Origin of the sequence: Aliamphritea ceti (assembly GCF_024347215.1) — a bacterium.
Taxonomy (GTDB): Bacteria; Pseudomonadota; Gammaproteobacteria; order Pseudomonadales; family Balneatricaceae; genus Amphritea; species Amphritea ceti.
In genome coordinates this window covers 3001327-3021289 of sequence record NZ_AP025282.1, presented here as the reverse complement: position 1 = coordinate 3021289, position 19963 = coordinate 3001327, and the positions used below count along the sequence as shown (strand labels likewise).

General features: G+C 45.9%; 19 protein-coding genes. 12 read left to right on the top strand and 7 right to left on the bottom strand.

Annotated elements, in window-relative coordinates:
• Position 1 precedes the first annotated feature (1 nt).
• Positions 2-1981 (top strand): Rieske 2Fe-2S domain-containing protein, encoded by a 1980-nt coding sequence (locus tag OCU49_RS13885; RefSeq protein WP_261841163.1) that lies wholly within the window; start codon positions 2-4, stop codon positions 1979-1981.
• Positions 1982-2093: 112 nt separating this feature from the next.
• On the opposite strand, the gene OCU49_RS13880 is transcribed toward OCU49_RS13885, so the two are convergent.
• Positions 2094-3056 carry an integron integrase gene (locus tag OCU49_RS13880; protein ID WP_261841162.1) on the bottom strand — a complete coding sequence of 321 codons (963 nt, stop codon included), beginning with the start codon at positions 3054-3056 and terminating at the stop codon, positions 2094-2096.
• A gap of 337 nt (positions 3057-3393) precedes the next feature.
• Here OCU49_RS13880 and OCU49_RS13875 point away from each other — a divergent pair, with 337 nt between their 5' ends.
• Both OCU49_RS13875 and OCU49_RS13870 read left to right on the top strand, forming a co-directional pair.
• Positions 3394-3735 carry a hypothetical protein gene (locus tag OCU49_RS13875; RefSeq protein ID WP_261841161.1) on the top strand — a complete coding sequence of 114 codons (342 nt, stop codon included), beginning with the start codon at positions 3394-3396 and terminating at the stop codon, positions 3733-3735.
• Positions 3736-3840: 105 nt separating this feature from the next.
• On the top strand, positions 3841-4530 hold the full coding sequence (locus OCU49_RS13870) for a hypothetical protein (RefSeq protein ID WP_261841160.1): 690 nt from the start codon (positions 3841-3843) through the stop codon (positions 4528-4530).
• A 169-nt stretch (positions 4531-4699) separates the two neighbouring features.
• Here the strand turns inward: OCU49_RS13870 and OCU49_RS13865 are convergent, their stop codons facing one another.
• The gene (locus OCU49_RS13865) at positions 4700-5596 is read right to left on the bottom strand and encodes an endonuclease/exonuclease/phosphatase family protein (RefSeq protein ID WP_261841159.1); all 897 of its coding nucleotides are present in this window, start codon (positions 5594-5596) and stop codon (positions 4700-4702) included.
• A 103-nt stretch (positions 5597-5699) separates the two neighbouring features.
• Here OCU49_RS13865 and OCU49_RS13860 point away from each other — a divergent pair, with 103 nt between their 5' ends.
• The 3 genes from OCU49_RS13860 to OCU49_RS13850 are packed head-to-tail and all read left to right on the top strand — an operon-like array spanning position 5700 to position 9636.
• Positions 5700-6191 (top strand): methyltransferase family protein, encoded by a 492-nt coding sequence (locus OCU49_RS13860; protein ID WP_261841158.1) that lies wholly within the window; start codon positions 5700-5702, stop codon positions 6189-6191.
• 38 nt (positions 6192-6229) lie between these two features.
• Complete coding sequence (locus OCU49_RS13855; protein WP_261841157.1) at positions 6230-8662, top strand: mechanosensitive ion channel family protein; 2433 nt, start codon at positions 6230-6232, stop codon at positions 8660-8662.
• 11 nt (positions 8663-8673) lie between these two features.
• Entirely contained in the window at positions 8674-9636 is a 963-nt protein-coding gene (locus OCU49_RS13850) for a LysR substrate-binding domain-containing protein (protein WP_261841156.1), read from the top strand.
• A gap of 131 nt (positions 9637-9767) precedes the next feature.
• Here the strand turns inward: OCU49_RS13850 and OCU49_RS13845 are convergent, their stop codons facing one another.
• Together OCU49_RS13845 and OCU49_RS13840 are read right to left on the bottom strand one after the other, a co-directional pair.
• Positions 9768-10520, bottom strand: a complete 753-nt coding sequence (locus OCU49_RS13845; protein ID WP_261841155.1) for an HDOD domain-containing protein — start codon at positions 10518-10520, stop codon at positions 9768-9770.
• A 186-nt stretch (positions 10521-10706) separates the two neighbouring features.
• Positions 10707-11654, bottom strand: a complete 948-nt coding sequence (locus OCU49_RS13840; RefSeq protein WP_261841154.1) for a LysR substrate-binding domain-containing protein — start codon at positions 11652-11654, stop codon at positions 10707-10709.
• 182 nt (positions 11655-11836) lie between these two features.
• Between OCU49_RS13840 and OCU49_RS13835 the strand changes: the two genes are divergently transcribed.
• A complete protein-coding gene (locus OCU49_RS13835) occupies positions 11837-12832 on the top strand; it encodes a DMT family transporter (RefSeq protein ID WP_261841153.1) in 996 nt (331 codons plus the stop codon).
• 61 nt (positions 12833-12893) lie between these two features.
• Here OCU49_RS13835 and lysA read toward each other — a convergent pair whose 3' ends face one another.
• Positions 12894-14231 carry a diaminopimelate decarboxylase gene (gene lysA, locus OCU49_RS13830; protein ID WP_261841152.1) on the bottom strand — a complete coding sequence of 446 codons (1338 nt, stop codon included), beginning with the start codon at positions 14229-14231 and terminating at the stop codon, positions 12894-12896.
• 291 nt (positions 14232-14522) lie between these two features.
• On the opposite strand from lysA, the gene OCU49_RS13825 reads away from it, so the two are divergent.
• From OCU49_RS13825 to OCU49_RS13815, 3 genes are all read left to right on the top strand, one after another.
• Positions 14523-14942, top strand: a complete 420-nt coding sequence (locus OCU49_RS13825) for an Lrp/AsnC family transcriptional regulator (protein WP_261841151.1) — start codon at positions 14523-14525, stop codon at positions 14940-14942.
• Positions 14943-15095: 153 nt separating this feature from the next.
• Entirely contained in the window at positions 15096-15902 is an 807-nt protein-coding gene (locus OCU49_RS13820; protein ID WP_261841150.1) for a DUF1338 domain-containing protein, read from the top strand.
• Positions 15903-16092: 190 nt separating this feature from the next.
• The gene (locus OCU49_RS13815; protein WP_261841149.1) at positions 16093-16920 is read left to right on the top strand and encodes a hypothetical protein; all 828 of its coding nucleotides are present in this window, start codon (positions 16093-16095) and stop codon (positions 16918-16920) included.
• Between the two features lie 110 nt (positions 16921-17030).
• On the opposite strand, the gene astA is transcribed toward OCU49_RS13815, so the two are convergent.
• Positions 17031-18089, bottom strand: a complete 1059-nt coding sequence (astA, locus tag OCU49_RS13810; RefSeq protein WP_261841148.1) for an arginine N-succinyltransferase — start codon at positions 18087-18089, stop codon at positions 17031-17033.
• Between the two features lie 332 nt (positions 18090-18421).
• On the opposite strand from astA, the gene OCU49_RS13805 reads away from it, so the two are divergent.
• Positions 18422-18904: an Lrp/AsnC family transcriptional regulator gene (locus OCU49_RS13805; RefSeq protein WP_261841147.1), complete on the top strand. Its 483-nt coding sequence runs from the start codon at positions 18422-18424 to the stop codon at positions 18902-18904.
• Complete coding sequence (locus tag OCU49_RS13800) at positions 18904-19323, top strand: GNAT family N-acetyltransferase (RefSeq protein WP_261841146.1); 420 nt, start codon at positions 18904-18906, stop codon at positions 19321-19323. Before OCU49_RS13805 ends, OCU49_RS13800 begins: the two co-directional genes overlap by 1 nt.
• A 1-nt stretch (position 19324) precedes the next feature.
• On the opposite strand, the gene OCU49_RS13795 is transcribed toward OCU49_RS13800, so the two are convergent.
• Positions 19325-19957, bottom strand: a complete 633-nt coding sequence (locus tag OCU49_RS13795) for a cytochrome P460 family protein (RefSeq protein ID WP_261841145.1) — start codon at positions 19955-19957, stop codon at positions 19325-19327.
• Positions 19958-19963 lie beyond the last annotated feature (6 nt).

The following is a 19963-nucleotide window of genomic DNA, read 5'->3' as shown; positions in this document are numbered from 1 at the left end:
AATGACAACAACTAATACGACAAGCCGCCCTTGTGGTACTAATAGCGGAACTGATGACACTCAGGAGCTGATCTACCAAAGCCATGAAAGTTCTAAGTCAGAACTGCATGATCAGTGGTACAGCGACTGGATTTTTGCCAGCCATAGCAGCCAGATTCCTGCTAATGGTGACTACATCACGGTTCAGGCTGGTCACTATCCGGTTATTTTAGTCCGTAATAATGATGCTGAAATCGTTGCCCTGAATAATAGCTGTCGGCATCGTGGTTCACGGGTTTGCCAGCAGGATAAGGGTAATGCGCCTAATTTGGTGTGTCCTTATCATCAGTGGACTTACGATCTGAACGGCCAGCTGGTTTTTGCCCGCAACATGATGGATGAAATCAACATTGATGAGTTTCCGCTGAAGAAGTTTGCGGTTGCTGAACATGATGGTTTTGTTTTTGTACACCTGACAGATGAAGACGCGGTATTTGCAGGCGTCGATGATTCCTTTAAGAAGACGCTGTCTGATTTATCCTTGTCTGATATCGATCAGTGGAGCTCTGCTGCGGATTACCGTCAGCAAGTTGATGCGCACTGGGATGAAGCTGAAAGCTTTGTTAATGATGCTGCTGAATGCCTGTATAGCGGTAAAAGTATTAGCATCTGGCAGGCACCGGATCATATCGCCATTATTCGTCAGATCCCGTTAAACCTGTATCAGACTGAAATTTCGATTCAGTGTCTGGTAGCTGCAGATTCAGTTATGGGCCGTGATTATCATGACCAGGCATTGATGGAGCAGTGGGGCGTTACTGACTACCAGTCCAGCATTATTGTAACGACTGAAACTGACCCTGATGAGCAACATCAGGCGAATATGGAATTCGCTGAAAAGTACGGTCTGGAAGCACCTGTCCTTCGTCATAACGACATGGACTACAACGACATGTTCTCTGAACACCGTACCTGGGATAGCAGTGCCCAGGAACTGGTGTGCACCATGGTGGTGGATGAGACCGAGAACGTTAAGACCTATACTTTTAAAACAGATGGCAACAGCTGGTTTAAGTTCAAGCCAGGTCAGTTTGTGACTTTGTCACTGCCAACTGAAGACGGTCCTGTTCTGCGTACGTATACGATTTCATCAACACCTTCACGGCCGTTCTCTTTGTCTGTCACTGTAAAAGTGCAGCCAGATAGCACAGGTACCCGCTGGTTGTTCGAAAACGTTAAGCCTGGCGATATTTTGAAGGCCTATGGCCCAGCAGGTGAGTTCAGCTTCTTTAATCAGCCATCAGATAAGTATCTGTTCATCTCTGCGGGTTCAGGCATCACGCCAATGATGTCTATGACACGCTGGATGTTCGATTACGGTTACGACATGGATGTGAACTTCATCAGCTGTGTGAATACACCGCAGGACATTCTGTTCCGTGAAGAGCTGGAGAATGTAGCAGGACGTTGTCCTAACTTCCGTCTGAGCTGGGTGTGTGCTGAAGATACTAAGTACAACGCCTGGACCGGCTTACGTGGTCGCTTCAATAAGTTGATTCTGGGTCTGACGGCTCCGGATTATATGGACCGTGACGTATATTGCTGCGGACCTGCACCTTTCATGAAAGCGGTTCGGGATGCACTGGATGCATCCGGTTTCGACATGGCTCGTTACCACGAAGAAAGCTTCGGTGCGCCGGATACCTCTAATCAGGAAGATCAGTTCCCGGATGGCGCAGAAATCGTGCACGTTAACTTCGGCAAGTCTGATAAGAGCCGTGAAGTTAGCCAGCGTGAAACGCTTCTGGATGCTGCTAAAGCTGCAGATATCGCCATTCCGAGTGCCTGTGGCTTCGGTGTATGTGGTACCTGTAAGGTTAAAGTCGTTTCCGGCGAAACCCACATGGTTCACAGTGGCGGTATCAGCCAGAAGGAAATCGATCAGGGCTATGTACTGGCATGCTGTACTAACCCGATTACCAATACTGAAATTGCGCTGTAGGTGATTGTATAAGTACGTAAGTGAGATTCGGTAAAAAGGGAGAGCTTCGGCTCTCCTTTTTGTGCTCGGACGGATACCAGCGACGATATGTTAAAGGTGAGGCGTATTGCAATTATTGCAATTCATCTAAGGGGCTGCTTGTTCCTGCAAAATGTTGGCCCAACACATGAGTATATATCTGGGTGGTTGATACATCGCTATGGCCCAATAATTCCTGCACTGTTCTGATGTCGCGCCCTGACTGAAGTAAATGGGTTGCAAATGAATGCCTGAATGTATGACAGCTGATGCGTTTATTTAAAATGCCAGCTTTTCTCACAGCTGTTTTTAATGCTTTTCGGGGCGTTGAATCGTGTAGATGGTGGCGGCAAACTTCACCTGTTATTGGGTGGGGGCAAAGTGATTGAGAAGGAAATAGAAACATCCATGCCGGTTGTCGATAAGCATTGGGGTATTTTCGTCCCAAAGCGTGTGGAAGCGATGGTCCTAAGCCTTGTTGGTTATCTAAAGCCTGAATGCGTAAGCTGGTTTTAATACAGTCATTAAGGGGCTCGCTAAGGTTTCGACTCAGTAGAGTTTTACGATCTTTGCCGCCCTTGCCATCACGTACGGTCAATGAAGCATCATTAAAATTTATATCCTGAACGCGAAGCCGTAAACATTCGGTAATGCGTAACCCACTCCCATACAATAGTGAGAAAATTAGCCGGTAAGGTGGGTGTAACTGCTGCAGTATTAAACTGATTTCTGAACGGCTTAGCACCGTTGGTAATCGACGGTGTTGCTTTGCATGGGTGAAGCCAATGTCACCTAATTGAATAGATAAAACCTGATGGTATAAGAAGGCGAGAGCATTTAATGCTGTTTTCTGTGTATTAACAGCGACATGTCGTTCATTTGCCAGCCAGGATAAAAAACTTCTCACCTCATCTGTCCCCATGGATGCTGGGTGCGAGAGTTGATGAAAATATATATAGCGCTTTATCCAGGTTATGTAAGTTTTTTCGGTTCTGATGCTATAGCCGCGCAGTCTGATTTCCTGTCGAACCTGTTCCAGTAGCTTGCTCTTTGCCATGATTACCTCGGAGATCCTTCTCATTAAGATATCTGTATGTATATACAGTTTATTGTGGGGTTTCAAGAAAATGGTCACGAAAGTATGTTTTTTGATGCGCGTTTATGCTGGAAATAAAATTTAAACTGTCGCATTATCAGTAAGTTATAAAATTCAGGTGTGTAGATACCGCGCCATACCTTCAGAATATATACGTCGGCTCGTTTTTATAGGCAGGACTTGAAGAGTAATCTAATAACTCTTTTTTATATCATATGGTTATGGATTATTTGTTCCGTTTCAAAAACTGGGTAAACGAGCCGGCTCAGTATTAAAATGTTAAAGGACAAAAGAGCACATGATCATTCGCATTGCAGTGTTACTTTTATCGGCTTTTTTACCTGTGGTTGTTTTGGCTTGCGATAACGCGGTAGAGACGACTTACGCAGCTGCGGGTTTAAAGGTTTTTCCAGAGGTGGTAGCAGAAGCTATCGATGAGAAAGAGATTGCCCGAAAAAGGAACGATGGCGAAGGCTACTATGTGCAGTTGGTATGCGATTCTGGGGAAGTTCTGATGCTCACGAAGTACATTGGTAAAAATATGTTTTTTAGGATTGAGTACATTTATGAAACCAAAGGCTTAATTGGTAAACGCACAACAAAAAGTAATGGCGAAGTAAAAGAGTATTTTGCCAAGTAGCCTTTAACAAGCGCAGTCACAGCGACGGCTTTTTCGTTGCGGCTTCGCCTCCACTACAAAGCCACGTGTGCTGCGAGCGTTAGATTTATTTCAAAAGGAGTATGAATGTTTACAGATAATTTTTTAGATAGCTTATCTAATGACCCTAAAATAGCTGGGTACGAAGTTCTTTCTCAATATGATAAAAAATTTCAAAATGTCTCCGTGGATGATGAAAGTGAACTTGGCCTTTGTACATATGCTTTATTGGAAGCTATTTCAGAGGCCAACAGTCTGAATTGGGAATTACCACCAATTAAATTTGATGAACCTGAGTCTCATAAAGAAGAGTTGATCAATTTTTTCAAAAGCTTAAAAGATGAATTATCACCTTACGCTCTAGTAAGCGAAGAACAACGTAAGTTAAAAAACTATAGACAAGGCTTTTTAACTAAAATTAAAAACACTTTTATTTACGAGTTTTCTGATGGCGATCTAGAACAAATTCAAAGTAAATTAAACTCCCTGAGAGATTTCATTTCTAAATCAACGTTGTTTGAAGATAAACACAAGCAAAGGCTTTTAAAGCGACTTGAGTTACTACAACAAGAGTTGCATAAAAAACAATCAGACTTAGACCGATACTGGGGATTAATTGGTGACGCTGGAGTAATATTGGGTAAGCTTGGAAAAGATGCAAAGCCCATAGTCGATAGGGTTAAAGAGATTACAGAAATTGTATGGAGAACTCAGTCGAGAGCAGAAGAGCTTCCTAGTGATGCTAAACCTCCACTTTTAAATTCAGAATCAGAATAAATCTAACAAGTTGCTTAAACGGAAAAATAACAGTTGGCCACCGCTCCGCGATTATAGCCAACCATTATTTTCCGCTTAGCAAGGCGTTAGGTTGCATATGAAAAAATTAATCGCATTGCTCTCAGCTCTGAATTTTTAGATGTAGGCTCTGCTTAAACTTCCACTTATATTAAAGCTTCAATTCCACCGACACCGCACAATGATCACTCAGGTAGTCCTTTAACACGTCTTCTTTTTTATAGACGTGTTGGAAGAAAGAGCCTGACTCCATAGTTTGATTGGCTGCATCACTCAGCAATATATGATCGATGTATTGCTTGTAGTTACGTAATTTCCAGGTATTTGTTTTTTTGTCATAGCGGCGGCTATAGCACTGGCTGGCATTGTTGTTGCCGGTGGTACGCAGGTCTGCTTGCTTCAAATTCTTCCAGTGCTTGTCAGCATTGTTTTTTAGCTGGCGGTTGAAGTCGCCAAGAATTGCAAACTTTGTATTGCCCTGTTGCTGAGCCCAGGATTTGATAAGACTAATCTGCTGATTCAATTGTTGGCAGCTTTTACGGCGCTTGCTTTGTTTGTCGGCTTTATTGTTGTAGCAGCCTGCTTTCAAATGAACGTTGAGCAGGGTGAGGTTTTGCTTGTCTGGGGCGGTAACAGTAACTGGCAGGCCGTAACGCAGGCTTTGTATGTTATGCAGATCTAGTGATCTCAGCTCTGGAAGGGGGGTTACTTTAAGGTGTTTGCGTATCGCATAACCGACTTTCTGGTCATTGTCTCTGGACGATATTAGTAGCTGGTATTCATTCGCTGGAAATAATTTAGCGGCGCTGGCTGTGTCGGCTACTTCCTGAAAAGCGATGATGTCGGCATCCAACTGGCGGGCGTAAGCGCGTAAGGTTTTATAGTCTGAGGGGCTACGTTCTTGCTGGCGTTGTTCCGGGGTGGTATCTAGCCATTCGATATTCCAGCTGGCGAGCTTCAGTGAATCGGCAAAGCTGTACTGACTGCACAGAATCAGGGCGGTAATGAGTTGCAGTTTTGCTAGCTTATTGTTTTGTAACACGAACATTCTGCGTTTCCTTATCATTACACTGTGGATTCAATATACTGCCTGTTAATGATGACAAGCCAGTGGTTTGTTTTGATAACAGTTTAACTGACCGGAAATGTCTATGACTGCCAATCCAGATAAGCAGTTTGATCCTGATAACGATCAACGTGGGCCGGGAGTTCGGGTGCCACCACCTTTGATGGTTGCAGGTTCGATATTACTGGGGATGGGACTGAACCTTATCATTCCGTTAACGCTGAGCTCTGTAGTGTATTGGCCGGGTGTAAGCGTGATGGCTGCCGCTGTGTTACTAGCATTGGTATGTGCCTTGCAGTTTTTGCGGGCAAAAACCCATATAGAGCCCTGGCAGCCAACCAGCCGGATTATTATCACGGGTGTTTATCGGTTTTCCCGTAACCCAATTTATCTGGCGATGTTTATGTTTCAGATTGGCCTTGGATTATGGCTGGCCAATGGTTGGATTTTGCTCTGTGTCAGTCTGACCTTACGGTTGTTGTCGCACTTTGTCATTCGTAAAGAAGAAGCTTATTTGCTGGCTAAGTTTGGTGCTGAGTATCAGGCTTATATGCAGCAGGTACGTCGCTGGTTCTGAGTAGCCTTCGAATAGAATAATAAAAAAGGAAAGTCTCAATGCTGAAGCAATCTCTATCCCTATATTCTGTGTCGGGTATTCAGTTGTTACGCACCTTGTTGTTACGAAACTTGTTGTCACGAACTTTGTTGTCACGAACTTTGTTGTCACGAACTTTGTTGTCGCAGTTCCGGATGTCTCTGGGTCTGGCCATGGTTCTGGTGTTCAGTCTGATGGTAAATGTTCAGGCAGCAGCAACATCAACTGCTGAACCTCAGTTGCCCGAGACACTGACAAAAGAAAGTGTCAGTGGTTTTTTGGCAGAATTGTCGGATAAAGAAGTTCGTAGTCTGTTGAATAAACAGCTGCAGGGGCTGGCAGAGAAGTCTGCTGAAGGTAAGCAGAGTCTGTCTGAGGGATTTACCTCCGGGATTATTAATACCCGGGATCATTTGCATAATGCGATACAGCGATTGCTGGATTTACCACAAAGTTTATCGGTTGTTGGTAATGAGTTAGGTGACGCATTCGGTGATTTTTTTGCGGTCATCTGGTTTGCGGGGCTGGTCGCTATGATTCTTGCTGCTGCTTACGTTGTTGCGGTCATTGCGTTGCGGATATTACCCGCCCGCTATCGTTTACCGGAAGATGACGGCAGCATAGTGCCGTTTGCGGTTAAATTAAAATTGCTTGGGCGACAATTTGTTCTGGCTAATATTGGCCTACTGATATTTTACAGCCTGGCTGAAACCTTGATTATGTTATCTGTTAGTAACAGTACTGCGATGATGACGGCTGTTGCCATTCTGGATTACGTGTATATCGCCCGGGTTGCTTACGTGTTGATGTCAGTGTTTCTGGCGCCTTGTCATGGTCATTTGCGGATGATCAATCTACCTGACCGTGACGCATCGCGAATGGTGTATCAGGGTGTTGTGCTTGCCTTGCTGGCGACCAGCAGCATTGTGCTGGAATGGAGTTGGCATCTGGGTCTTAAGCCATTCGAGGCCGGCCTTGGTTTCTGGCTGGAGTTCTGTTTTTACCTGGCCTTGCTATGGATTGTCTGGAGTAACCGCCAAACATTTACGGCGATGTTGTTATTGCAAAATGAGCAAAGCAGCCCGTCGCGGATCAGATTTGCGGAGTTTTGGCCCAAGGTAGTTATGATTGCTGTGGTACTTACCTGGGTAAGTTTGCAGGTGATAATCGCCAACGGTGGTTTTAGTTTAGAGGTCATCTACGCGGCTGTTGTGACACTGGTGATCTTTCTTGTAGTGCCTTTCTTTGATGTGGCTATCCGCGCAATGATTGAGTCTTTGTATCCTTTGCATCTTAATGATTCAGCTGAAGAGTCCGAAAGCGAAGCTGTAATTGATGGTGCTGATGCCGATGTTGATGATACAGAGGCAGATAATGAAACGGCTGAGGAAAGCTGGGCGCAGGAAGCAATGATGCGCGGTGAAGTACAGGTAAGTGCTTTGCGGGTAACCCGGTTTTTGTTAGCGAGTTTAATTTTGATTATTTTGCCGCTGTTGTGGGGCGTCAGTTATGTAGATCTGGCGAGTCAGGGCATCAGTGCGCGTATTGCCGCCAGCCTGGTTGAGTCTACCGTGCTGTTACTATTGGCGATGATTGCTGCTCAGGTTATTGATGTATTGGTGAAACGTAAGCTGGCGATGGAATTGCCATCCGGTGGTGATGAACATGATTCAGAAGGTGGTCAGGGTTTGTCCCGCGCAGCTACATTGTTGCCGATTGTACGGATCATTGCGTTTGTACTGATTTTTGTCAGCTCACTGTTTGCGATTCTTAGCAGCCTGGGTGTTAATACTACACCGCTACTCGCAGGTGCTGGTGTGGTCGGTCTGGCGATTGGTTTTGGCGCTCAGACGCTGGTGAAAGACATTGTTTCAGGTATGTTCTTCCTGATAGATGATGCGTTCCGGATGGGGGAGTACGTGGATGTGGGCGAGATAAAAGGAACTGTCGAAAAGATTGCCTTACGCTCATTACGCTTGCGGCATCATTTGGGTGCATTACATACAGTGCCTTATGGTGATATTGCCAGGCTAACTAATTACAGTCGTGACTGGGTAATCATGAAACTGCGCTTTCGGGTGCCGCATGATACCGACATTAATAAAGTGAAGAAGCTGTTTAAGAACCTGGGTAAAGAGTTGCTGAATGATCCGGTTATAGGTAAAGATTTTATCGAGCCATTCAAGAGCCAGGGCGTTCTTGAAGTGGATGAAGTCGGTATGGTGATACGGGGTAAGTTTACCTGTAAGCCCGGTGGTCAGTTTATGATTCGTAAAGAAGTGTACGCGCAGGTACAGCGTATATTTGCTGAAAACGGTATTGAATTTGCTCGCCGTAAAGTAGAGGTTCAGATGCCGGAGCACGCAACTGAACAGGACAGAGAGCGGGCTGTGGCCGCTGCCAGTGAAGCGATTCAGAGCAGTCAGTCTGCGGATGCAGCTAAGCCAGCGTAACGGATGAAGAAATGAAACAAAAAGCCCAGTTGGCCTCTGGCCGGTTGCCGCTCAGGCAAATGCATATCTTTGCCGTTGCTGCACGGCACGGCAGTTTTAAGAAAGCAGCAGAAGAGCTGTGTGTGACGCCGCAAGCGGTTAGCCTGCAGGTGCGCTCACTTGAAGAATCGCTTCAGTTTGAATTGTTTGTCCGTTTACCGGCGGGTATTCAACTGACAGCAGAAGGCGGGCAGCTACTGGATTATGTAGAGCGGGGCGTCAATCTGATAGAAACCGGTATTGCAGATATTCGTGCCAAGCAGGGGCGCAGGCAATTTAATATCCGGGTTTCTCCCTGGTTTGCGGTGCATTGTTTGCTGCCGGGTTTCAGCGAGTTTGAAGCTCGCTATCCGCAGGTTGATTTTAATGTTCGGACCGCATTACGTTTCCCGGATTTTTCCCGGGAAGATATCGATGTTGCGATACAGTGGGGCTTTGGTCAGTGGCCTTTTCGACATAAACAATCTCTTATCCGTGATGATAAGTGCTTAGTATGCGCCCCGGAACTGGTCAGACGTAAGCCTTTGCTGAATCCTCAGGATCTGTTGCAGCAGCGTTTATTGTGTACTGAGTTATCGGTATACCTCTGGCAGCAGGTTCTGGAGCATTTTGGTCTTGATACAGTGGTTGAGCGTCAGGCGATGCCACTGGATAGCCAGGCCAGCCAGATAGAAGCAACGCTGCGGGGATTGGGTGTTGCGCTGATGTCTGAAGATGTAGCGCGTGAGTATGTTGCCAGCGGTGATCTGATTCAGCCTTTAGGCGACTGGACCGTGAGTCAGCTTGATCCGGCACTGATGCCGGGTTACTGGTTAATCGCCAGCGAAAGTCTGGATGATTTGCACAGTGACACCTTAGTTGCTGATTTCATTCGCTGGCAACAGCAGCAACTGCAGGCTAATGCTCTGGTGAAGCATCGGATTGCTACTGAATAACGTGGCTGTAAAAAGTGTTTTGAAATACGGTCTGAGTTCTTAATGCGTGATGGTAGATAGCAGGTGTCTTTACTTGCTCTTTTTTTTTCCTGCTCTCTTTAACTGCTGTCTCTACTCATGTTCTTTTTCTGCTATGTGTTCATCACGGTATTAGGGTTCGAGTTTAAAGCTTCTCTGGTAAAACTGACCAGTAGCTTAAATCTTTCCGGTGCTTTAGGGCTTTCTGCAAGTGCTGCATCATGATGATGTTTGATCAGGCTGCAGATGATCTTAGGTAAATTCAGTTTTCTGGCAGCTATATAGCCAATCTGAGCATGAGTAGTACCGATGAGTTCAAATTCAGCTTTGGGCAGATCGTCCAGTATTTCCCAACCAGCAGCGGCCGCCTGATTAATAGTTTCTGGTGAGAACTGCAGCAATATAAATCGGCCCAGGTCGTGGAGCAGCCCACATATATAACCCAGCTCCGGTGGGATTTTACTGTCCTTTTGCTGGCATCTGAGTTCAACCTGAGAGGCGACATTTACTGAATGTGTCCAGAGGCTTCTTTCTGCATCTGTAGAGGGCATAAATACCTTGCCGACAGAAACATCTGTCACCAGCTTTACGACGGTTTCTGAGCCTATGCGTGTCAGAGCTTCCCGTAGGTCATAAATAGGGTGGCTGGGGGCAGAGGTTGCTGAATTAGCGTGGCTGAGTATCAGGCATGCCAGTGGTGGATCAGTTCTGGCCAGACGGAACACAGCTTCAAAGAATGTTTCTGAGTCTGTGTTCAGTTGCATCAACTTATCGATCACACCGGGTAGCATTGGCAATTGACCGATATGCTTTTCGATTGCATCTAAATCTAAATATTTTTTGCGCTTGTTATCGGATGTGTCCATAGGCGTCCTGCTGGGTGTTCCTCGCCATGTTGTTATGAAAATTATTACAGACGGCGCAGTAATGGCAATACTACTTAATACAAACACCTGACTCAGGTATGTATTTTGGTTGTTATAGTCGCCGTATGTGAGGAAAGGTACTCAGAATGTGCTTTTCACGGTGTAAGTCAGTAAAGATACGTAGCCTTAAGATGCTGAAAAAGCCCCTGAGTATTGTTCATCTTTTACCGTTTTAATAATCCAGTCGACGAACGCCTGAGCTTCCGGGCGCTGTATTGATTCATTGGTTGCCACAACATCATAGCTCAGCTCCGGTGCGGCTTTTTCTGTAAACGGGCAGGTCAGCAGGCCGGACTGAAACAGATTACTGACAATAGGTTCACTGACAAGAATTACACCCTGGCCTGCAATAGCCGCCTGTAATGCCTGGCTGTATTCGCTGAAGTGCAGGCCTTCGTTGGTGGCGATGTTCGTTATGCCAAAGTTTGCCAGCCAACCTTTCCAGGCGAACCACTGCTGGCTGGATTTAGCGCTCTCCAGTTGTGTCGTGTCCCAGTGAATCAGCGAAGTGGCTAAAAGGTCTGTCAGTGCTGGTGGTGTAGAAAGTTCAGCTGCGAATGCCGGGCTGCAGGCAGGAATAATCTGATCATGAAATAAGGTATGCCGTACCAGGTTGTCATTGCGCGATGTGCCGTATCTGATGGCCAGGTCAATGTTGCTGCGCTGCAGGTCCATCACCTGAGGGCATGAATCAATCAGTACACTTATATCCGGATGTGTTTTTCTGAAATGGGCTAAACGTGGTACTAGCCAAGCGCTGGAGAAAGAAGGTTCAACAGTAATGATTAACTGTCGGCTGTGCTGTGTTTCACGCATTTTCTCGACAGAGATTTTCATGTGGTTCATTGCCAGGCTGAGGTCATCGAGCCCGGCCAGGCCTGCAACAGTTAAGACCAGTCCACGACCTTTACGTTTAAGCAGTGGTGTTCCGACAGAAGCTTCCAGCCGGCTAACCAGTTGCTTTACCGCCGCAGGTGTAACATTTAGTTCTTCTGCGGCTGCATGGTAATTGAGATGCCGGGAAACAGCTTCAAAAGCCTTTAAAGTGTTTAGCGATGGCAATGACTGAATCATATGAGTATTTAGAAAATGTTAATGATCAATCGATAATATATGAATTCCGCCCGGATAATAAGATGGCTAGAATGTTGATAAATTAAGAAGCATAAGACAAAAACACAAGAGGCTGCTATACAGGCCTTTCGTGCAGTCAATATTAATAATATGTAACGCGTTCATTGTAAGGGTGATTAGCCGTGCTGATAAAATCTCCAAGTGCCGGGCTGGCATCGGTTGTCGTATTTTTCTCCGCTGCGTTGTGGGGCATTTACTGGATTCCGTTACGCTTTCTGGAAGAGCAGGGCATCACCGGAACGGCTGCTGTTGCTGTATTGAACATGCCGGCTATTTTGCCTTTGTTGTTGCTGGTGGCATTTCAGTTTCGTGCCCATCGGGGGTATTTGAATCGTATGTTGTTGATCGGTATTTTCACCGGTTTGGCAATTGCGCTGTATTCTTCCGGGGTTATTTATTCGTCAGTGGTTCGGGCGACTTTGCTGTTTTATCTGACACCGGTTTGGGCCACTCTGATTGAGATTTTCTGGTTTAAGGAGAAGGCTGGCTGGTCGCGCTGGATGGCAGCGGTTGCTGGTTTAGTGGGTATGGCGCTGCTGTTATCTGGTGAGGGTTCTGCTGCATTTAACCTTGGTGATGTGTTTGCCTTCTTTTCCGGTGTTTGCTGGGCTTTGGGCGCCGCCATGATTAAGCGTTACGACACTGTGCCTCTGCCAGGTATGTTACTTAGCCAGTTTTTTTTCACTGTCACAGGTGCATTGGCGTTGGGTCTGATTGCGAGCTCGTCTTATGGTGTTTCCAGTGATGTTGTTAGCGAGATCAGCTTTGCGCAAATTATGCCTGTACTGCCGGTAACGTCATTGATAGCGATTGGCATAATTCTGCCTGCGGTTCTGGCTATTTTCTGGGCACAAAAGTTTCTTTTGCCGGGCCGTGTCGGTCTGTTGATGATGTCGGAAGTGATTGTGGCTGTTGCTTCTGCCAGTTTACTGTTGCCGGAAGAGCAAATGTCACTGATTGAATGGAGTGGTGCGGCGTTGATTATCAGTGCCTGTGTACTGGAAGTGTTGGCGGTGCCAGATGGTGGCGATAAAACGTCTGAAAATAAAATATCTGAGTATAGTGAATCAGAGAGTCAGAAAGCTGAACTGCTATCTGTTCAGCAGGCGGGCCGTTAATTATCGTTCGTAACAGGCATGGCCGGTGTTGTATTCACCGGCGATGCAGGTTTTTAACGAATTACACTTCGAATTTCATTAAGTCGTCCTGAGTAATTCTTTGGCGGATTATCTGAATCTCATCGTTAGATATCATTACTTCGGGGATTATATCGCGACTGTTATAGCCGGAACTCATTACCGAGCAATAGGCGCCGGTGCAGAGGAAGACCATTAGGTCGCCAGCTTTGGTTCGGCTACTCACTGGATAATCCCGGGCAAAGGTATCTGTACTTTCGCATACAGGGCCGACGACATCGACGTTCATCAGTTCAGATCTTTTTAGCTCGGAGCTATTCAGTTCAGAGCTTTTTAGTTCAGAGCTTTTTAGTTCAGAGCTTTGTGCATTTGAATCGTAGTCAGTTGTGTTTGCTGCTACCAGCGGGTGAATCGCCTGGTAAAGTGCCGGGCGCATCAGATCATTCATTGCCGCGTCCAGAATCAGGAATGACCGTGGTTCTGCCTGCTTTACATAGTTTACCCGGCTGACAAGAACTCCTGCATCAGCAATCAGTGAGCGGCCGGGTTCAATAACAACTTTGCCGTTAAAGTCGGTCGTAGCTTCGGCTATGGTTTTAGCGACGGCTTCGAAACTCAGCTTCTGGCCATCACCATAATCAATGCCGAAACCACCGCCCAGATCCAGACTACTAACTTTCATACCTTCTGCTTCGAGTATGTTTACCAGTTCTAAAAGCCTGGATATTGCCTGATGATAAGGGGCGGTATCACAAATTTGTGAACCGATATGCATTGCCAGGCCGTTCATATTCAGCAAAGGATGGTCTGCGTATTGACGGAACAGACTCAGTGTCTGCGTCGCTTCTATACCAAACTTATTGCCTTTGGTTCCGGTGGTAATGTGCTTGTGAGTATCGACGGCGACATTGGGATTAACCCGCAGTGCTATATTGACCGGGCGGGTATACTCGTTCATCAGCGATGCCAGTAACGCCAGCTCTTCTGCCGATTCGACATTAAACTGACAGATTCCGGTTTCTATGGCTTGTCGAAGTTCTGTTTCTGATTTGCCAACGCCTGAAAAAATCATTCGGTTAGCCGGAATACCAGCGGCTTCTGCTCTGCGCATTTCACCTGCGGATACCATGTCTACTCCTAAGCCTTGCTGATTCATCAGGCGTAGTATGTGCAGATTACTGTTAGCTTTCATGGCGTAATGGATATCAATGCCATAGTTTTCGAAGGCTTCTTTACAATGAGTAATGTTCGTTAGCAGTCTGGCTTTTGAATAGCAGTAGAAAGGCGTTGGTATCTGTTCTGCGATGGATGAAATGCTGCAAGCTTCTATTTGCAACTGATTGTTATCGTAGTAAATTTGTTCTGTCAGCAGTGTTGTCACAATATGCTCCGGTGCTGGTCTGTATGTATGAATAGCTTACGAAAACCACAGAGTAATGGCTGCTGTCAGATTCACGTATCAAACGGTTAAAGTGTCTGTATTTCAGTTAAATCGTCGGGCCACACCTGCATTTGTTTTTAGTAAACTTGATTCAGGTGGACGTGCTGTCACGTAAGCAGGGCTAAGGTAGGCAGGGCTTGGCTAAGCAGAGCAGATGTAAGCAGGTCTTAAATAAAGGTTTCAGGCTGATTGCCTTCACTAAGAATCAGGTAATGGTAAACAGAGAACATAATGGATAAGTTTGACCACGCAATTATTGATCTACTATCGGAAAATTCCCGTCAGTCTGTTGCTGCGATCGGTAATAGTGTTGGCCTGTCCCGAACAGCCGTTAACGACAGAATCCGAAAGCTGGAAGGTCAGGGTATTATCCGTAAATACACGCTCGAATTAGGTGGTGATTTACAGGGGCAAAAAGTCAGCGCTTATTTTGAGCTGACATTCAGGCCATTTGATTTGCAGGCGGTAAAACAGCAGTTTGAGCGGATTCCTGAAGTACGTCAGGCGCATGCACTGAGTGGCTCTACCGATGTGTTGCTGTTTGTTGAAGCTGGGTCGATGGAGCGTCTTACACGTATTCGACAGCAGTTGGCTGATTTACCAGATCTGGAAAAGATTGTTACTTCTACAGCGCTGGAACAACTGGTGTAAGTGGCGCGTAATCATACTGTCTGCTTCGTCGGTTTGATAACAGGAACAAGTATAACTTGTTCTTGTAGGTAAGTTTTATTGGTTGATAAAGCCTGCGGTACATACCAAACTTAGATAACTAGCTGAGGCTGTTTCAGCCCGGATCACGGACCAATGAGTGGAGTTACTATGCAAGTCGATCAGTTCTTTTCAAACCTTTGGCAGGACTATATTCAGATTACCCCACAGGCTAAAGCTATTCAGGAACTGTTTGTTGCCAGTGACGGTGAGGTGATTAACGATCATGTAGCTTTCCGTACTTTTGCCGGCACACCACTGCAGTTGGATAATCTGGAACCGGTTATTCTTAGCATGGGGTACGAACGTCAGGATAGCTATGATTTTAAAGCTAAGAAACTGCGTGCCCACAGCTTTATTCATCCTGATCCTAAGCAGCCTAAAATTTTCTGCTCTGAATTGTTAACAGAGCAGCTTAGTGAAGCAACTCAGGCAATCATTGCCCGCTATACCGTTCAGATTGAACCTCAGAGTTTAAGCCCTGATGTGTTTTATTCAGCGCGTCACTGGGATATGCCAAGCCTGGAAGATTACCAGACGGTAATGGCTGAAAGTGAGTACGGTGCATGGTTGCTGGCAATAGGTGTGAGAGTTAACCACTTTACGGTGAGCATTAATCATCTAAATAGTACTGATAGCATTGAGACTGTTCTGCAACGGGTTAAAGATGCTGGCTTTGGAATCAATACTGTGGGTGGTGAGATTAAAGGCACACCTGCGAATTTACTGGAGCAGGGTTCTACTATGGCTGATCGTCAGGTGTATGAGTTTGGATGCGGTGCTCAGCAAGAAATTCCAACCTGTTTTTATGAGTTTGCTAAGCGTTATCCGGGAGCAGATGGCATTGTGTATCAGGGTTTTGTTGAAGCCAATGCGGATAAGATTTTTGAATCAACCAACTGATTCCTAATTCATCTGTTTCTAAATCCGGCCGGTTGCAGACTCGCCGGATTTTTTATTATCTGGGATATCTGGTTTATCCTTTGTAGTAAGAATAAGAGCAAGAATATGAATGTATTTGTATATATGACAGTTGTGGCTGTGAGGAGCGGAAGAAGGCTGCAGTTGAAAGCTATAAAAGGAAGGAGCGGATATGTCCGTGTCAGAAGGAAAGATGGAATTTGCGGCAGATATTCAGAGTATCTGGGATCTCAAAGAAGATGTTTTTGGTAACAAGGTCAGCCATGTCTTTGTTAAAAGTAAGCTGTTCATGATCTACCAGATAGACGACGCTGATGTTAATAACAGTCTGAGAGTCTACATTTCTGAACATGAAGACAGTAAAGGTATAGACAAACGGTATAGCTATATCAGGCATTTTTACTTTAATGCTAAAGGTTTGCTGGCCAGCTCTCCTAACCTCAATGCAATGAAATATCGAATTGCTAAAACGGTTGAAGACTGTTTAAAAGATGAAGAGTTGTCTAAAGAGTCGGCAGAGCAAACGTTTAAAAATCTGATTAATTTTATTGAAGAAGAATACGCAAAGGCGACAAAGAACCGGTTCTATTATTTACTGCCGCATTTTGTCGCTGTTCCGGCTCTGTTTTTGGTGTGTTTAATACTGATGGAGAACAGAGCACCTGATAATGAATGGTGGATTATCTTTACGTCTTTTCTGGCAGCCTCTCTGGGGGGCTTTATGAGCGTATTGAAGAATGCCTCAAAACTGAATTTCTACGAGTACAGCCAGAAGAGAAAATATGTGTTTCTGGGGGGAGAGCGCTTGCTCTTGTCTTTTGTGGCGGCTGCGATTGCTTTTATAGTGCTGAAGTCCGGGGCAATATTGTCTCTTGCGAGCTTTAAAAGCTATTGGCAGGTAATGCTGATTTTGGTTGTGGCGGGGTTTTCGGAAACCCTGGTGCCGAGTATTCTCCAGAAGATGGAAGCCCGGGTATCTGGAAAGAAAGAAGATAGCTAGAAGGGATAGTTAAAAGAGGACGGTTAAAAGAATACAGTTAAAACGGAATAGTTAAATTACGCCGGCTGATTAGCCGGCGTTTTAGATTGCTCTAGTTTTGTTTTAAGCCTTTAGGCGACCTTGGCATTACTTACTGGTCGGGCTTTGCGTGCTTCTACGTAACGTATCTGAGCATGCTCACTGAGTTGCAAAGCGTCCAGTTGTGCAGTGTCTATATGTAACTGCCCTTTAGCATCAACGCTGGCAGGAGCCAGTGCCAGACGGTAGTTAGCCAGTTTGCCGTTACTGATGATGTAATCCTGTTGCAGGCCTGTCGTCTCAGTGGTCTGATCAGTAGTGATATCTGCCGTGCGACTCTGCTGTACGGTATGGATTTCATCCCGGGCGATTTGAACGCTTGGGCCACCGTCAAACAGATCAACATAGCCAGTGAACTGGAAACCTTCTTTCTTCAGCATGTTTAGCGCAGGCGCTGAGCTGTCATGAGGCTTGCCAATCACCTCTCGTGCAGCTTCCGGCAGAAGATCAATATAGATTGGATATTTAGGCATCATGTCAGAGATAAACTGCGAGCCTTCAAGGGCTGCAGTACGTACAGCTTCCTGAAACTCCATCGCGAAGAATTTATGGCCCAGGTGCTGCCATAAAGGTGAGTTGCCTGCTTCATCCTGCCAGCCACGCAATTCCGCCATAATGGTATCGGCGAACAGGTGAGGGAAGTCTGCCATTAGCAGAAAACGCGCCCGTGACAGGAACTGACCGACACCGGGTTTACGGTATTCAGGCAGTAGGAACAGGGAGCCGATTTCAGTCGCACCGGTATAGTCGTTGACCATACTCAGAACTTTTGCCTGCCGGATCATATCCAGTTGCTGGCTGCTACTGACCAGCGTAGAAACTTTGTATGAATAGAAAGGTTGTGACAGGCCAATACCTGTATAGATAGCAGTAGTACCTACAACCTGACCGGTTTCATTATCTTCCAGAACCATAAAATAGGTGCTGCTGCTGGTATCCGCTTCGCCGGCAAAGGCTTTCTGTGATGCGGTGATTTTACTTTCCCATGCGGCTTTATCTGCAGGCATCGAGGTCATACCGCGACCAACAACAGCTGAAATATGCATCAGGTCATGGAGATCGTTTGGCTGGCAAGGACGGATAATCAGCATAGATATTACCTTTTATAGTGAGCCGGCGGGACTGTCTGGTGATGTATGACAGGAAATTATTATCCTTGGCCGGCTGCTGTAATCTTTTGTATTAGGTCTATTTTAAAGTTTCTGCTGCCAAATGAGCTGTGTAATTTACCCGGGTGGCAGATAGAATCTGCACGATTTTGTCAGATAGCAAAATAATATTTCGTCTAGTCTGTTTTTATAAAAATGCCAGTCAGTTGGCGTATATCCAGAAGATATACCAATATATACTTGGGCTTAGCGACAGAGCTTCCTGTTTTAAGGTGTTCTGTTGGTATAAAAATAAAGCATAAAAGAGATATAAAATGCAGTTAGATCGTATTGATCGAAATATTCTTTCGGTGCTGCAGGGTGAAGCGCGGATTACTAATCAGGAATTGGCTGACCGGGTTGGATTATCGCCAAGCTCTTGCCTGAACCGGGTACGTAAATTACAGGATGCTGAGCTGATTGGTCCTTACCTGGGTATTGTTAATCTGGCTAAACTGTTTCGCAGTGTAACTGTAGTTGCGACTGTCAGTCTGAAGGACCAGAGTACAGAAGCATTTCGTTGTTTCCAGGAAGCCGCGCAAGCGATTCCGGAAGTGGTGGAGTGTCATGTTGTCAGTGGTAGCTTTGACTTGTTTATGCGTATAGTTGCGCCGGATATGCTGCGTTATAACGCTATTAATGATCAACTGCTGGATGTGTTGCCCGGTGAGGTAAATATCAGTAGTCATGTGGTGTTACACACACCGAAAGAGTTTAGTGGATATCCGCTTAATGAATTATGGGAAGGGTATAACTGATGACACAGCCAGTATTGATTGAGCAGACAGTTAGCGCGGAAGATTTTATACATCTGCGGGAAATTACCGGCCTTAGCCCACGACCTGTAGATGCAGTTTCCCGTGGACTGGCTGCGAGTCTTTATGCCGTTTGTATTGATGATAATGGCAAAACGGTTGGCATGGGGCGGATCATTGGTGATGGTGCGCTTAACTTTGATATCGTTGATGTGGCGGTTGATCCGGCGTATCAGGGGCAAGGGCTGGGCCGGCTGATAATGAATGCTTTAATGGCATGGTTACAAAGTAATGCGCCAAGGGATTCTTATATTACCCTGATGGGAGATGTGCCAGCACTTTACGAAAAGTATGGTTTTCGGCTGACCAGGCCCCGCAGTGAGGGCATGTATTATGACTGGTCAGCCTCTGGAGACTGTTAACTTATTCCACCGGTACTGCAACCCGTCCGGTGCCTTTGGCATCGGTTAATACCGGGTAATGCTGGGTGAATACCATATCGTCCTGTGCGCCGGCAGTATGGCATCCTGAGCATTTCCCGGTTGGATACTGCTCACTGGTTTTCTGGAAAAATTCGCTGTTTTCCAGTTTTGGGAAGCGATAGAAGCCCCACTGGCCAGGTTCATCGGCGAACTTTATCGGGTCTTTAAGCATGCCAGCTACCGCGACTACTTCACCTGCGCCATAACCTGTTCCCGTCATGCCTTGATAGTGGGTGATACTCATAACTTCTTTCAGTAAAAGAGTACCGGTTCGGAATTCGCCGGTTTCCTTCCAGTGCTTGAATGCACCTCGGTCCATATAAATGGTACGCATTTCATTGAAAGGGGCTTTGCCGTTATTGAGTTCATTGGGTGAAACGTTAGCGCCTACCTGAATCCATTCACGATAATCTAACGGTAATAGCATTTCGTTGTTGGCGTTGAAGTGAGCTGGTGGGGGCAGGTCTTCTGCAATGACGGGGCTGCTTAGCAGTCCGGTACTTAGCAGGGTTATTGCCGCTGTTTTAAGGAGTTTCTCTGTCAGTTTTGAGTGTGTAGCAATGCGTCTTGTCATTATTTT